Here is a 14,422-nt window from a genome sequence, read left to right on the forward strand (position 1 = left end):
TGATGAAAGATTATTTCAGAATATACGGCAATAAGAAAGCATATTTCACCGAGGCTGCTCTACGATGGCCTCCTAACTTAATAGCAGAGGTTTCTATGTGCGGCATCGTCGGCGCGGTAGCGCAACGCAACATCACCCCTATCCTGATCGAAGGCCTCAAGCGCCTGGAATATCGCGGCTACGACTCCTGCGGCGTCGCCCTGCACGTCGACGGCCAACTGCAACGCTCGCGCAGCACCTCGCGCGTGGCCGACCTGGAAAAGCAGATCGACGAAGCGCACATGAAAGGCTTCACCGGCATCGCCCACACGCGCTGGGCCACGCACGGCGCCCCGGCCTCGCACAACGCCCACCCGCACTTCTCGCCGTCGGCCGACCAGGCGCGCATCGCGCTGGTCCACAACGGCATCATTGAAAACCACGACGAGCTACGCGCCGAACTGACCGCGCTCGGCTACGTCTTCCAAAGCCAGACCGACACCGAAGTGATCGCCCACCTGGTCGACCACATGTACAACGGCGACCTGTTCGACACCGTCCAGCACGCCGTCAAACGCCTGCACGGCGCGTACGCGATCGCCGTCTTCTGCCGCGAGGAGCCGCACCGCGTGGTGGCCGCGCGCCAGGGTTCGCCGCTGATCGTCGGCATTGGCCAGGGTGAGAACTTCGTCGCCTCCGACGCCATGGCGCTGGCCGGCACCACCGACCAGATCATCTACCTGGAAGAAGGCGACGTGGTCGACCTGCAACTGGGCCGCACCTGGATCGTCGACGTCAACGGCAAGCCGGTGCAGCGCGAAGTCAAAACCGTGCAGGCGCACACCGGCGCGGCCGAGCTGGGTCCGTACCGCCACTACATGCAAAAGGAAATCTTCGAGCAACCGCGCGTTATCGGCGACACGCTCGAAGGCGTCACCGGCATCATGCCGGAGCTGTTCGGCGACGGCGCCTACAACGTCTTCAAGCAGATCGACCGCGTGCTGATCCTCGCCTGCGGCACCAGCTACTACTCGGGCCTGACGGCCAAATACTGGATCGAATCGGTCGCCAAGATCCCGGTCAACGTCGAAATCGCCAGCGAATACCGCTACCGCGACAGCGTGCCGCACCCCAACACGCTGGTTGTTACGATCTCGCAAAGCGGCGAAACGGCCGACACCTTGGCCGCGCTGAAACATGCGCGCAGCTTGGGCATGGAGCACACGCTGACGATCTGCAACGTCTCCACCAGCGCCATGGTGCGTGAGTGCAAGCTGGCCTATATCACGCGTGCCGGCGTGGAGGTTGGCGTCGCCTCGACCAAGGCCTTCACCACGCAACTGGCCGCGTTGTTCCTGCTGACTTTGTCGCTGGCGCAGATCAATGGCCGCTTGACCGACGCCGAGGAAGCGCAGCATCTGAAAGCGATGCGCCACTTGCCGGTTGCGATCTCCGCCGTGTTGGCGCTGGAGCCGTTGATCATCGCCTGGGCCGATGATTTTGCGCGTAAAGAGAACGCGCTGTTCCTGGGGCGCGGCATGCACTACCCGATCGCGCTTGAGGGCGCGCTCAAGCTTAAGGAGATTTCGTATATCCACGCCGAGGCGTATCCGGCCGGGGAGCTGAAGCACGGCCCGCTGGCCTTGGTCACCGAGGAAATGCCGGTCGTCACCATCGCACCAAACGACGCGCTGATCGAGAAGTTGAAATCGAACATGCAGGAAGTACGCGCGCGTGGCGGTGAGCTGTACGTGTTCGCCGACGTCGATTCGCGCATCACGCCTGGTGAAGGCGTGCACGTGATTCGTTTGCCGGAGCACTATGGTTTGCTGTCACCGATCTTGCACGTGGTGTCGTTGCAGCTGCTGGCGTACCATTCGGCGCTGGCCAGGGGGACGGATGTGGATAAGCCGAGAAATTTGGCGAAGTCGGTCACAGTCGAGTAGGAGATCGGTAGCAGGTGACTTGAAACAATAAAGTTGGTCAGGATTCTGGAGATCAAGTCCTTGATTCTACAGACATCGATGTTATCGGCAAAGTTGGTCGGACTAGTAGCTCTGTGACCACTGCATTTGCATTGACTCGGAAAGTCCGTCGGAAGTCGATAAACCGCGTCGTTCGGCATAGCGCCCAGACTCCCATTCCTGATCAGGTCGCGTATGATCTGTGCAGAAGCAGAAGTACAACTTCCCATGCCCACGGCCGTGCCGCGCGACTCTTGGAGATTGTGATGAAACAGTATGCTCGCGCATATCTGGCCCAGCCATTGGAACGCATTGCCGCCATCCATGTTGGCGTTGAGCAGGCTGAGCTCGGCGAGTTGGCCGCCGATCTCAAAATTCCAGTACAAGCGTTGTGCAAGGATCTTCGTGTACCGAGTGGATCTAGTCGCTTTAGCTCCGACGCTTCAGAGCGCATTCTCAGACTCATGGCACTAATCGGTCAGATCGATACAATCGTACAACGAAATAACCTAGATGCGAGGTTTGATCCTGCCGCCTGGCTCGGGAAATGGCTGAGCAATCCTGTAGGAGCTTTTAAGAGTATACGACTAGTATCGTCCCTCGATACGATGGCGGGAATTGCGATCTTATCCAATCTGTTAGCGATTTCTGAATCCGGCACGTTTGCGTAGCGATCACGCACGAAAGGATGCGAAAATCACTCGATGAATATCACTCACCGTCAACCAGATGAACTCTTGGCCGGAGTTGTCGGCCGTCTCTGCGTCATAAATGGCTGCACCGGAGAAGCAAATTTATTGCAGGGGCTACGCCTTGTGCATGGGCTGCCAGATTCGACACCAACGCTCCACGTGCTAGCCGAACATTTCTGGAGCACTCCGCATCAGATTGCGTTCGGGCACACCCTTCTGCCGCTTCAGCGAGCGATCTCAGCTCATGCAGGTACGAAGCGCGAGGAGAGTGTTGTTTCATCGCATGTAGCTAGCTCCAATATCTCCTTTCGTCCGAAGGTTGAAGCGCGGTCATGCATCAGGTGCGTAAAGGATGCCATAGACACAGACAAGCCGAGCTACTGGCGCCGAGTGCACAACATGCACACAGTGGACTGGTGTTTAGAGCACCAGATTCCACTCATACGGTTCCCGCTATCTACCTTTGAATTGCTGCCGGCCGACGCAGTCGAGCTGCATGAGGGTAATCTGTGCATGGCTCCATTAGAAATTGCTCCAAATTCGGTGCTCGGCCGTTATGCGGAATTGCTAAGACGATGGCTCAACCGAAACACCGCCTATAGCAGCATAGCGCTGAACAAAGTCATCCAAGAAGGCTGTCGCCAACGTGGGCTACGGTTTTCTCAGGCTGGGAAAAGGCGGCTCTTAAGCGACTTAGCGAAAGACGTGCTTCCGCAAGATTGGGTAGAACGCTTTTGGCCGGAAATTGCCAATAAAACTCAAGGCACTTACATCGGCCGCTTGGACGGATCGTGCAAGGACAAACATGTGGCATACCCCGGGCCAACGTGTGCGCTTGCCTTGTCAATCCTTTTCGGATCTGCCGACGAAATCGAAGTCCGGCTACAGTCTGCCCACCAGGAAGAGATGAAGCCTAGTTCGCGAGACCCAGATCTACCTCTTCAACTTGCGCGGCGCGCATTTATCGACGGATCGACACTTGAAACGGTGTGTCTGGCGTACGGTATCCCATCAGAGAAATTCGAGTTTTGGTTACGCAGCGTCGCGAAGTATTGGCAACTCGAGAGCGGCTCGAAGGAAGAACAATGAATAGTATATGTTGCAAGGATGTGGCCCCCAAGCGAACAGAATTTTGCTATAAGGTTCGTTCACAGTAGATAATAGGATGAAATTTTCATTTATTTTCCAAGTTGTTTTCTCTGATTTTTCAAAATTTGTCATTAAGCGTTTTTCGTTAGATCAGTTCCCATTACTTTACTCGCATTTAATGCCGGAGGAGTCCTTTGCCAACCCTAGACATCCACAACTTTGCGCAAATAACCGACGCGAAGATCAAATTTGGCGACCTTACAATTTTGGTTGGTCCGCAGGCTACGGGGAAGAGTTTGGTCTTGCAATTGCTGAAGTTCGCTATAGACCGTCCTGTGATTGCCAGGCATTTGCGCGAAAATGGTGTGGATTGGGACCGTACGAAGAAGTTTGGCCTGCTCTCAGCGTATCTTGGTGAGGGGTATCTAGACACTTTCGGGAATAGTACGAACATACTCTGGGACGGGAAGTCCTTACTGAGCGACAAGTCACAGCGCACGGCGTTGCGAGACCCCAGCGTATTCTTTGTCCCTGCGCAGCGTGTGATGACTATGGCTGGCGGATGGCCGCGCCCTTTTAGTAGTTTTGAGGGTGGCGACCCCTATGTGGTTCGTCAGTTTAGTCAAAACGTACTAGAGCAATTTAGCCGTGGCGTCGGGCGAAACGGCGCCACAATCTTCCCCCAGACGGACCGGTTGAAAGCTCCTATTAGAAATAGCATCGAAAACTCAATCTTTCATGGTGGGCAGCTATTACTAAATTCGGCTGGAGGACGAAAAAGACTCGTCATACGGTATCCTGGGCATACGAAGGGTACTTCGGTCGAACTTCCGTTCCTCGAATGGTCAGCTGGACAGCGAGAGTTTGCTCCCCTCCTGCTTGGCCTGTATCAGCTACTGCCAGCGGGTAAAGTTTCGGCTCACCAAGCCTACAAGTGGGCAGTGATCGAGGAGCCGGAAATGGGTCTGCACCCGTTCGCTATCAACTCCGTTATGTTACTTGCTTTCGAACTCATGCACCGCGGATACAAGGTATGCATATCAACGCATTCGCCTTACGTCCTTGAACTCATCTGGGCGATCAAGACTCTGCAAAAGAGTAAATCTCCTCGGCGGCTTAAGGCGGTCTTGGAGGCATTGAACATCGATAGTCCAGTCCTCAAGCCAATGGCAACGTCTCTACTTGGAAAGAGTATCCAAGCGTATGCCATGACGTACGAGCAATTTAAGCATAAATGTACGGATATATCTGCCTTTGATATTAATAGCAATGATCCGGTTGCAGCCGGTTGGGGCGGAATCACGAACCTCAGTGCTCTTGTTTCGCGTGCCGTTGCCCGGGGCCTTTAATGGTAACTCGAAGGAAGACTGCCCTCGCTGGTGCGATGATCATCGTTCATGACGGGCTAGATGCGCTTAAAAAAGCGGACCAAAACAAGATTTGCTTAGACGGCATGGTCGTGGTTGAATCGGTCGATATAGATAAGTGTTTCGCGAAAATTGATCCCAATGGAAGTCGCTGGGACTACTACATCGGCCTCCTCAAACAAGGTGCAATCTACGTCGAAGTACATGAAATTAGCTACGACCACTTGGACAAAATTTTCGAGAAAGCAAAATGGTTACGCGAGAAAATTGCTGAATATGATTGGCCAGAAGTCGATGGGCGGCCGTTGTTAATTGCGCCAACAAAAGGCATTTCATTTGCAGTTGCGCAAGACTTGCATCGTCGTTTGGCTCAAGAAAAAATCATTGCAATTATGAAGGGCGATTTGATTTTCAACGTCATAGCTTAGGCGCAAATTCTGAGTAAGGGCCAATCCCACCTTGCTGGTCTGAGCTTACTACTGACGCCCCAATATCGCAAGTGCAGCGCTAGTAAGTTGGAGGCCGGACTATTATGGAAATAAACCCGAGAGCTTGGAGCACCTTCCGATTCATTGCCACCTGAAGCAGCAGCCTGGTCTGGGGTCTGTTTTCCGGTCACCTAAATACCTTGGAACGAAATCAAAGGGCCCCTACTCTAGTTGAAAGCCGGTTTGGCAAAACCAATTACTACCGGCAAGCGCCAAGAACATGGCGGCCTTCCAAGAATTCTTGTGCAGGCTAAGTTCGGCCATCGTACATGCATTTAGATACTCTCTGACCGCGTATGGTCCGATCCCTACGATATAGGCCTTTAGCATAGCGTTTATGCTAGCAAGTTCGCCTGCAGCCAGGACTGAAAATCGTTCACCGAGTTTTAGTGACATGAAATGCGACAGAACGCGTTCCTTGTCGCCATCTGGCCAGTTCGCTGGCGGAGCCACGAAAAATCTTATAGATGCTGGCACAGTTTGTTCTACCCTTGCAAACAACCACTGATCGTCAATATATTTTCCATGGTCAAAGTAGGGGTGCAAAGATTGCTCACCAAACGTTTTTGCGTAGGCGGTCAACTTGCCAGTATTGCAGTCACGACATGCGGGAATGAGATTCAGCGGCAGTATCGAAAAAATCGGGAACTTTGCTTTTGGAAGAAAGTGATCGAGCGTTACCGCATGCCCCACGCCACAAAGTGGGCATATCCCATTGGGCGCTGATGACAGTATCAAGTCGTATACAGAACGGCCCGGTTTAGATTTCTCGACTAGATAGTAGGAATACATATCCTTCAGTTCGTCTTTCCTCACGCGGCCGATTACTATTTCTTCGTTTGGTTGGTTATTTACAGGAAAACTGTAGAGTTCACCAGTGATTCCCGCAGCGGAATAATTTGAACCGGCGAGAGCGAAAGTGGGAGCGAGCTCCAAAATTCTCTCCCGCAAAGAGGCGTTCACAATTCCGCTCACGCACAATGTGAGGGTGTCGCTAGCTGAAGTAGCGGGACGAGCCATTACTCGCATTGATTAAACTCCGCTGTCGCGTGTGGCGATAAGTGACCGTAGAATTGCTCGCCCTTCGAAGCCAATTTGGCCTCGATACTCAGCGACGATGGCATCGAAGGTTCCCCCATCGGCAACGCTTTTTGCAAGAAGATTATGAAATCCCGACTTATCTACTTCAAGGTTAAAGACCTCTCTAGTAAGGACACCTACGTTCTCGCCAAATGTCTCGCTTACAGGGCGATCTGCATTGGCGATAAGCCTGTTTCGTCGAAGTTTCCAAACGCAACGTTTGGGAACTTCTTGGAGTACGACAGGGGAATGAGTCGCGATGATAGCTACGCCATTTCTATTGGTCAACAGGTCAGCCAATGCTCGCGTAAATGCAGACAGTAAGGGGGGGTGGAGGTGACTCTCCGGCTCATCCATGAGTACAAGAGTCTTCTCCTCCACTCGTTCTACTAACTTTGTCATGGTCAGCAACACAATTGCGTGGCCTGAGCTCATCTTCTTGAATAACGTATCTTTTATGTCATGCAGTTGGTTGTATCCTCCCTCTTCAGCCAGACGGGTCAGATTCATCTCCGCGAAGTTTTCATCAGACTCTAGGAAGCGAATAGCCCGCACCCACCTTTTCTTAACCTGTTCAAAACGAAGACAATTTCCCAAACTTTCTACAAAGTCATCTGCAAAGTGCTCCATTTCCTTGTGTTCACTCCAAGGCTCAGAGCCATCGACGTTTACGGTTTTCAATCCCACATAGGAATACTTGATATGCTGAGTCGGATCGTTGTTGTCCGGAGGTGGCGTAAATGGATCAAAGGCGCTGAATGAAACAGATACAAGGGCGGTGAAAAAATCGTTGTCAATTTGTAGAGCACCACTTGGCTTTGAAATGTCCCAGAAAACCCCAGATCCACGGCGAATTGGATGGTTCTTCACTAACGCAGAAATCATTCCATTGAGCAAGGACGTCTTGCCTATTCCATTCCTTCCTATTAGGACGTGAATATTGGTGGAGGGCTTCACCTCGGTTTCTACCGTAAATTGCAGTTCAATACCAGCAGTCTCGTTGTCCTGCATAACCTTGTAGACAAAGTCGTATGGAGTCTGCAGCGCACCGCCTTCGAGAATCCGTCTGAATTGCCCGCCAATCGACGAATAGCTCACACCGCGCAATAGGGATGTATGAAATACCTTTTGGTTTTCCAGTACATCTATTGGAATAGCTTCAGCAGCAACATCTCGTAAGCCCGCCGTAATGGTAATCCGCTCTGCCTCGGTCAGCTCCATTAGATTTGCGTAGAAGTCTTCACTTTGTCCAACTGAAAAAAATTCATGTGGAAGCACCTCAAATATTTCTGGCATAGTGTGTGCCGTCCAGCCTTCGGGCTGATCTACAAATCCAATCTTCACTTCTCCAATATATTTCCTATCACCGTCACTTCGACATAAAGTGACCGCAAACTGAGTCTTAAAGCCGAAATCGTCCCAATTGTTGGGATTCAAATAGATGACATCGGCCCCAGCAGGAGCAGAACGATTGCCATATTGTAATTTTTGAAAGTGCAACTTGGGATTATTCATAGCCAACAGACACGTCGAAAAGTTGAATGGTAACAGCGGATGAAATACCGGATATGACGATACACCCCCTTTAACAGCTAACTGAATAGATTAAATTTCTGAATATATATAATATGGCAGCAGCGCCTCCGCCATAGCAGGCCACAGTATCACAGCCTCGATGTAGGTCAGAAACCCTCTCGCGGTCAAAAATCTATGCTCTCCGTCAGTCAAGCGTACGCTGCTTAATGCGCAAAGAGCGCAAATCAAAGTGGCTTATCTATTATAAAACAAGCCCTCGCCAATTTGCGATGGCTGTAAATTCGTATTCGCATGAATAGCGACATCGTCCGAGGCCAGCTCATAGGCGTGAGGAATACCCTCCGAAGGCCAGGCGCAAACGTGATCCAAGTACTTATGATGGATACTACCGCGCGAAACTTGTTTAATCAGCGCTAATTTCAATCCGTGTGCATAACGCTCATCGGCCCGTCTCAATCTGACATCCGCATGGTTACCATTCGATCACAATTTTCAAACAAAACGTGCTGCTCTTTCAGCCAAGCTGGGTCGTTTCGGTAAAGCCAAGCATATGCAGCTGGTTCTAGCCTTCGGGCAGCTGCAGCTCCAAGCATTCTACTTGCAAAGTACCTGCCGATTTACTTAAACCGCTCACATTAGCGTAAATCCATGCCCTGATCGCGGGAACAGAAAATGTAATCGCACGAAACTAGCGAAATGCGAGTTGCAACAACATGGTGGGCGAGCCAGCCGCTTTTCATAACTCCCTGATCTACAAGGGGAAGGGGGATCGTTTTTCCCTTATCGAAGGCTCCAGATTGACCATTGGCAATATCTACTCGACAGTGGCAAAATTGGTGAGGCTTCGACGCGTTGGCAGAAGAGGAGACTCTTGCTTCAAAAAAACTTCTGGCACTTAAAAGCTAATTCTGTATTAGCCAACGTAGTCTGCGTTAATCGAGACCAGGACGCCATCGCGGCGGCATGATCTATCTTTAGAAAGCAAGCTTTCGCGTCCAATGAAGCCAACAAACCAAATTCGAAATTCGGATTTTTCCCCCTTTGATCCCGCAGTCGACCGGCAACTGCGCGTCCATCCTAGACGTAAGCAAGAGCAGCCTGAGACGAACGAGTGGCTCGTAGTTGAAGACCCGGAAATCCGAGAAGTGATGTGTATGGAAACGGGACAGCACCGAGCTGTCCGCGACATCTTCGGAAAGGACATCACGATTCTGATGGACCTTCGCATGAGGGTAAGGATGCGTTTGCAATCCGACCCACTGTACCGGTGCTCCATCTGCGGCGTCGCTGTGCACGTTTGCTCAAGCCCCAACAGGCGGCGCTTCTTCTTCAAGCACCGTGAGCAAGATGGGAACTGCCCGGCTAACACTTCGGGGGAACTAAACCAGAACGAGATCGACGCCCGAAAGTACAACGGCGCCAAGGAAAGCAAGCTGCACTTGCGGATGAAGGACTGGATAACACAATGCCTGACTCTCGACGGACGCTTCGACTCGATCTGCCAAGAAGCACGTTGGAAGGGAACCGTGCTTTCGCAATGGCGGAAGCCAGATATCACGGCGCACTACGGCAATATCCGTGTGGCATTCGAGATTCAGCTCTCTACCACACCACTGTCAGTGATTGCCGCCAGGCGGATTTTCTATCAAGCAGAAGGCGCGCTCCTATTTTGGATTTTCGCCGAATTCGAACAGGAGTATCGGCGTCTCACGGAAGATGACATCTTCTTCAGCAACAATCTGAACGCCTTCGTAGTTAACCAAAAAACCGTAGAGTCTTCAATCGAAGCTAAAGAGTTCCTCGTCGAATGCGTTTGGGTTCAACCAATGAATGACGGTGGACTTTCCGGCCTCCACCGGAAACTCCTGCCCTTCCACTCTCTCACCTTGCACCCAGAGACTCAACGAGCGTTCTGGTTCGACTTCGCCGCCGCAAGGAGCGCCCTGGAGCCGCGCTCCGCAGCAGATGCGCTCCGCGCAGAGATCGAGAACTGGTGGCTGGCCGAAGGCCCCCTCGACAAAGAGGACGAGGCCTCCGGGAAATGGAGGGCTTTCCAGCGGCGCCTGCAAGTCCTCGGCGTCGAGGCAACACCATACATCTGGGATTACTTCACGACCCTGAAGGTCCTTTACTGCGCAAAACACGGCCTCGCGATCTGCGACCGAAGAGGAACTCTAGTCGCAGTCGCCCACGGAATCATAAGCAGCCACAAGCGCGATCTGCAATGGTTCATGCGCGCGATCAGGGCATTCGGCAACTCGGACCTGCTCAACCGGCAGGATACCAACCGTAAGTTCACGCACAAGCTTGCCACGGCGCGGAAGGACTACGTCAGCGATCCAGCGCCGTTCACACCACACGAAAGATGCCGCGCCGTGGTGGAATTCCTCTTTCCAGAACTAGGAGAACTACTGCCGGCTCAACAGCCCGCGCGGGCTTGAGCATGATGCCCGTTTCCATCTACCCGGTGCCGCGGCAAGCGGAAACTGCAATCGGCTCTACTCCAACCATACCATTCCATGAAAACAATTGAAAAAATCCGGCTATCCAACTTCAAGAAATTTGAACAGTTCGAGGTGGACTTCGATAGTGAAATGAACATCCTCATCGGCGACAACGAAGCCGGAAAGAGTTCGATACTGACAGCGCTCGACTTGGCGCTGAGCGGAAGCCGCAGCAAAGTGGATTCGGCGGGGATCGAGAGCCTCCTCAACATCGACATCCTCGCCAGGTTCTTCTCAGAAGGAGCCAGATCCGTCGGGAAGCTACCCACCATGTTCGTGGAAATCTACCTCAGCGACCAGGGAAACCCCGAGCTTAACGGCAAAAACAACTCGCTTGGCAAGCAATGCGACGGCCTACGGATGGTCTGCGCTCCCATGGACGAATTCGGCAAGGAAATTGCTGACATCCTTGCGCAGCCCGGCGAGAACTTCCCGTTTGAATACTACGCCGTCAGGTTCTTAACCTTCGCGGACCAGCCCTATTCCGGCTACTCGAAGTACATCCGGCACCTGCTGATCGACAGCTCCCAGATCAACCATGAATACGCCACCAGGGAGTACACCAAGTCCATGTACGGCGCCCACGCCAGCGCTCTGCAGAAGTACAAGTTCCAGAACGAGTATCGGAAACACAAAACGCTGTTTAGGACTGACATCCTCGCCGAGCTCAACGACACCCTCAGCGACTACAAGTTCACCGTGCGCAACAATGCAAAGTCCAACCTGGAAACAGACCTGGTCATCACCGAGGGCGACATCCCCATTGAGAACAAAGGGAAGGGGAAACAATGTCTGATCAAGACCGAATTCGCGCTCAAGAAAAACGCCGGTACCTACACGCTGGACGCTATTTTACTGGAGGAACCGGAGAACCACCTGAGCCATCTGAACACCAAGAAACTCATACAGAGCATCCGGGAGTCGAAGACCAAGCAGATTTTCCTCGCGACTCACAGCAGTCTGATCTGCACACGCCTAGATCTGCGGAAGGTGGTCATGCTGAACAGTAGCTCGGGCATCCCCCTTCTTTTGAATGGCCTATCGGTCGGCACGGCCGACTTCTTTATGAAGGCTCCAGATAACAGCGTGCTTGAGTTTATCCTTTCGAAGAAGGTCATCCTCGTCGAAGGTGATGCGGAATTCATCCTTATGGAAGCTTTCTACAAGAAGGTCACATGGGGGCGTACGCCCGAACAGGATGACGTACACGTGATATCGGTGGGCGGCACGAGCTTTAAGCGCTACCTTGAGCTCGCAAAGGCGCTGGAAATAAAGACGGCGGTTATCCGTGACAACGACGGCGATCACCAGAAGAACTGCATCGACAGCTATTCTAGCTTCGCTGGCCTGGGCCATGTTGAGGTGTTCGCCGACCCATCGAACGCACGCAGAACCTTCGAGATCTGCATGTACGAAGACAACACCGCCGCATGCGACGAACTGTTCGCCCGCGGACGAAAGTCTCTGCCAGTGCAGGACTACATGCTAAAAAACAAGGCCGACGCGGCCTTCGAGCTCCTCGACAAAAAAGAGGCAGTCCTGGCTACCCCGCCCTACATCCAAAAGGCCATCGAATGGGTAAGAACGTAGTATTCGCCGTCGCGGGTTCGGGAAAGACGCGGATGCTCATCGAGAGCCTTACGCAGGAAGAAAGATACCTGATCCTGACCTTCACCGATAACAACCTGGCCAACCTCCGCTCCAGAGTCATCCAGAAGTTCGGCTACATACCACCAAACATAAAGCTAGCTACATATTTTTCCTTCCTGAACTCGTTTTGCTACCGCCCACTCTTCGCGATGGTGATGAAGACCCGTGGACTCAACTGGGACACTCCTCCGGCCCGGACTCTGAGATTCTCCAGAGACTCGGCAGATTACTACCTTGATGGAGCACGCAGGATCTACTACGGCAGGCTGGCCCTGTTTCTAGAGAAACGTAATGCTATTCCTGATATTGTGGCCCGTATGGAAAAGTACTTTGACTCGCTCTTGGTAGACGAAGTACAGGATTTTGCAGGACACGATTTCAACCTCCTGTCCGCCGTCGCCTCCGCCTCGGACGTTGACGTGCTCCTAGTCGGTGATTTCTACCAGCACACCTTCGACACGAGCAGAGACGGAGCCACCAACAAAACGCTGCACGACGACTATGCGAAGTATCGTGAGCGCTTCCAGAAGATGGACATCGCAGTCGACGACAAATCACTGGCCAAGAGCCATCGCTGCGCGCCCGCGATTTGCGATTTCGTGAAGTCCCAGCTGGGAATAGAAATGCAGGCGCAGGGCAGGCAGGAGGCAATGGTCGAGCTAGTATCTGAGCAGCGACGAGCCGACGAGCTGTTCTTGGACGATGAGACTGTAAAGCTCTTCTACAGCGAGAGCAGCAAGTATAAGTGCCATTCGCTGAACTGGGGAGCGTCGAAGGGACTCGACCATTTCAACGACGTCTGCGTGGTCCTACCCGACAACGTCGCGAAGGCGTACGCGAAAGGCAAGCTAACAACGCTTCCGGCCAGTACCCGAAACAAGCTCTACGTTGCCTGCACCCGTGCGAATCAGAACCTTTACCTAATTCCTGGGGCGCTTCTCAAGCATTACAAGGCTTCAATACCTGACCGGAGTACGGAATGACAGCAGGTCTAACCCAGTCCGAGCAGTTCGTCGCATGGCTATGTGAGCGAGCGTTCCTCCAACTCTGGACCCATCCGAATCCGCTGAGAAAGAAGGGGAAAGAGCTCTGTGATTGCCTGGTAGTTTGCGGCGATCACGTGATAGTGATCTCGGTCAAAGAAATCGAATATAGGGAAACCGGCGACGCTACCGGGTGGAAGCGCTGGACCAGCAGCGCTAATTGACAAGTCCGTACAGCAGATCTGGGGGCCGAGCGATGGCTCCGTTCCGCTGAAAGCATATTCCGGAGCGACGGCGGGGAAATCGCGCTTCCTCCGAACGAGCGGCGCAAATACCAACGTATTTCCGTTTCCCTTGGCTCAAGGGGACAAGTTCCGTTGCAGTGGGGCGATTTCGGAAACGGCTTCGTGCACGTACTCGACGAGCAGGTGCTTGCGGCGGCTTTCAGCGAACTAGATACTATTACCGACTTCGTGTGCTACTTGTCCGCCGTTGAAGCTCTTGCCGTGCGCGGAGTGAAACCGGTTTTCGACGGCGGCGGACCGGAGGACCTTCTCGGGCTCTACATCCAGAATGGTCCCTCCTTTAGCATGATCGGCGCCGACGGCACCATACCAGATGTGGCGATAATTACCCGGGACATATGGAAGGAGATCGTCGCTTCTGCCGAATACGCGGCCAGGAACGCCGACCTAAGGTCGTCATACGCATGGGATCGCCTCATAGAGCACTACGCGGACGACCTCCTTACTGACGGCATGTTCTACATGCATAACAAGCAGGTCACGAAAAATGAGCTCGCGTTAGTCGCAATGGCCGTGCAGCCACGCTGCCACCGTGCAAACCTCGCCGATTCGTTGATTGCCTACCTAGGCCCCGAGGGGGAAAAGATCGCAGCACGGTCCATCATCGCGGCCAACAGCACGGCCTTCGTCTTCCTAGGGGCGACTCAGCGGACAGGGAGCTCCGCTCCCGTGAACTTGCCCTCCGTTGCCTAGTCGTGCGGGGGCGCTGCCCGGGAGTCTCGACTGTGGTCGGCATCGCCACCGATCGGCCGACTGAGGGAAAGCGTGGGCACTGGACGGACATC

Annotated in this window: 11 protein-coding genes; 9 read left to right on the plus strand and 2 right to left on the minus strand. The window is 53.2% G+C overall.

The features are described 5' to 3' along the window. Positions 1–95 precede the first annotated feature (95 nt). The 5 genes from glmS (at position 96) to JOD97_RS19165 (ending at position 5,519) form a co-directional block, all read left to right on the plus strand. The gene (gene glmS, locus JOD97_RS19145; RefSeq protein ID WP_209721641.1) at positions 96–1,925 is read left to right on the plus strand and encodes a glutamine--fructose-6-phosphate transaminase (isomerizing); all 1,830 of its coding nucleotides are present in this window, start codon (positions 96–98) and stop codon (positions 1,923–1,925) included. A 284-nt stretch (positions 1,926–2,209) separates the two neighbouring features. Then, positions 2,210–2,614: a hypothetical protein gene (locus JOD97_RS19150; RefSeq protein WP_209721644.1), complete on the plus strand. Its 405-nt coding sequence runs from the start codon at positions 2,210–2,212 to the stop codon at positions 2,612–2,614. 33 nt (positions 2,615–2,647) lie between these two features. Then, positions 2,648–3,724 carry a TniQ family protein gene (locus JOD97_RS19155; protein ID WP_209721647.1) on the plus strand — a complete coding sequence of 359 codons (1,077 nt, stop codon included), beginning with the start codon at positions 2,648–2,650 and terminating at the stop codon, positions 3,722–3,724. Between the two features lie 194 nt (positions 3,725–3,918). Beyond that, a complete protein-coding gene (locus JOD97_RS19160) occupies positions 3,919–5,073 on the plus strand; it encodes an AAA family ATPase (protein ID WP_209721650.1) in 1,155 nt (384 codons plus the stop codon). 35 nt (positions 5,074–5,108) lie between these two features. Continuing rightward, the gene (locus tag JOD97_RS19165) at positions 5,109–5,519 is read left to right on the plus strand and encodes a hypothetical protein (protein ID WP_209721653.1); all 411 of its coding nucleotides are present in this window, start codon (positions 5,109–5,111) and stop codon (positions 5,517–5,519) included. 222 nt (positions 5,520–5,741) lie between these two features. Here the strand turns inward: JOD97_RS19165 and JOD97_RS19170 are convergent, their stop codons facing one another. Both JOD97_RS19170 and JOD97_RS19175 read right to left on the minus strand, forming a co-directional pair. Beyond that, on the minus strand, positions 5,742–6,542 hold the full coding sequence (locus JOD97_RS19170) for an HNH endonuclease (protein ID WP_209721656.1): 801 nt from the start codon (positions 6,540–6,542) through the stop codon (positions 5,742–5,744). A 69-nt stretch (positions 6,543–6,611) separates the two neighbouring features. Then, positions 6,612–8,174, minus strand: a complete 1,563-nt coding sequence (locus tag JOD97_RS19175; RefSeq protein WP_209721658.1) for an AAA family ATPase — start codon at positions 8,172–8,174, stop codon at positions 6,612–6,614. A gap of 1,019 nt (positions 8,175–9,193) precedes the next feature. Between JOD97_RS19175 and JOD97_RS19180 the strand changes: the two genes are divergently transcribed. The 4 genes from JOD97_RS19180 to JOD97_RS19195 all read left to right on the plus strand — a co-directional run bounded on the left by JOD97_RS19180 (position 9,194) and on the right by JOD97_RS19195 (position 14,330). Continuing rightward, positions 9,194–10,636 (plus strand): DUF6035 family protein, encoded by a 1,443-nt coding sequence (locus tag JOD97_RS19180; protein ID WP_209721661.1) that lies wholly within the window; start codon positions 9,194–9,196, stop codon positions 10,634–10,636. Between the two features lie 78 nt (positions 10,637–10,714). After that, entirely contained in the window at positions 10,715–12,289 is a 1,575-nt protein-coding gene (locus tag JOD97_RS19185; RefSeq protein ID WP_209721664.1) for an ATP-dependent endonuclease, read from the plus strand. Then, positions 12,274–13,332 (plus strand): AAA family ATPase, encoded by a 1,059-nt coding sequence (locus tag JOD97_RS19190; protein WP_209721667.1) that lies wholly within the window; start codon positions 12,274–12,276, stop codon positions 13,330–13,332. Before JOD97_RS19185 ends, JOD97_RS19190 begins: the two co-directional genes overlap by 16 nt. A 407-nt stretch (positions 13,333–13,739) precedes the next feature. Continuing rightward, a complete protein-coding gene (locus JOD97_RS19195; RefSeq protein ID WP_209721670.1) occupies positions 13,740–14,330 on the plus strand; it encodes a hypothetical protein in 591 nt (196 codons plus the stop codon). Positions 14,331–14,422: the final 92 nt, after the last annotated feature.

This window comes from Duganella sp. 1411 (assembly GCF_017833525.1).
Taxonomy (GTDB): domain Bacteria; phylum Pseudomonadota; class Gammaproteobacteria; order Burkholderiales; family Burkholderiaceae_D; genus Rugamonas.

Bases quoted from the DNA above. Each gene is read 5' to 3' on its own strand.
- JOD97_RS19180 (WP_209721661.1), top strand. From the start codon at position 9,194: ATGAAGCCAACAAACCAAATTCGAAATTCGGATTTTTCCCCCTTTGAT.
- glmS (WP_209721641.1), top strand. From the start codon at position 96: ATGTGCGGCATCGTCGGCGCGGTAGCGCAACGCAACATCACCCCTATC.
- JOD97_RS19190 (WP_209721667.1), top strand. From the start codon at position 12,274: ATGGGTAAGAACGTAGTATTCGCCGTCGCGGGTTCGGGAAAGACGCGG.
- JOD97_RS19165 (WP_209721653.1), top strand. From the start codon at position 5,109: ATGATCATCGTTCATGACGGGCTAGATGCGCTTAAAAAAGCGGACCAA.
- JOD97_RS19185 (WP_209721664.1), top strand. From the start codon at position 10,715: ATGAAAACAATTGAAAAAATCCGGCTATCCAACTTCAAGAAATTTGAA.
- JOD97_RS19155 (WP_209721647.1), top strand. From the start codon at position 2,648: ATGAATATCACTCACCGTCAACCAGATGAACTCTTGGCCGGAGTTGTC.
- JOD97_RS19175 (WP_209721658.1), bottom strand. From the start codon at position 8,174: ATGAATAATCCCAAGTTGCACTTTCAAAAATTACAATATGGCAATCGT.
- JOD97_RS19150 (WP_209721644.1), top strand. From the start codon at position 2,210: ATGAAACAGTATGCTCGCGCATATCTGGCCCAGCCATTGGAACGCATT.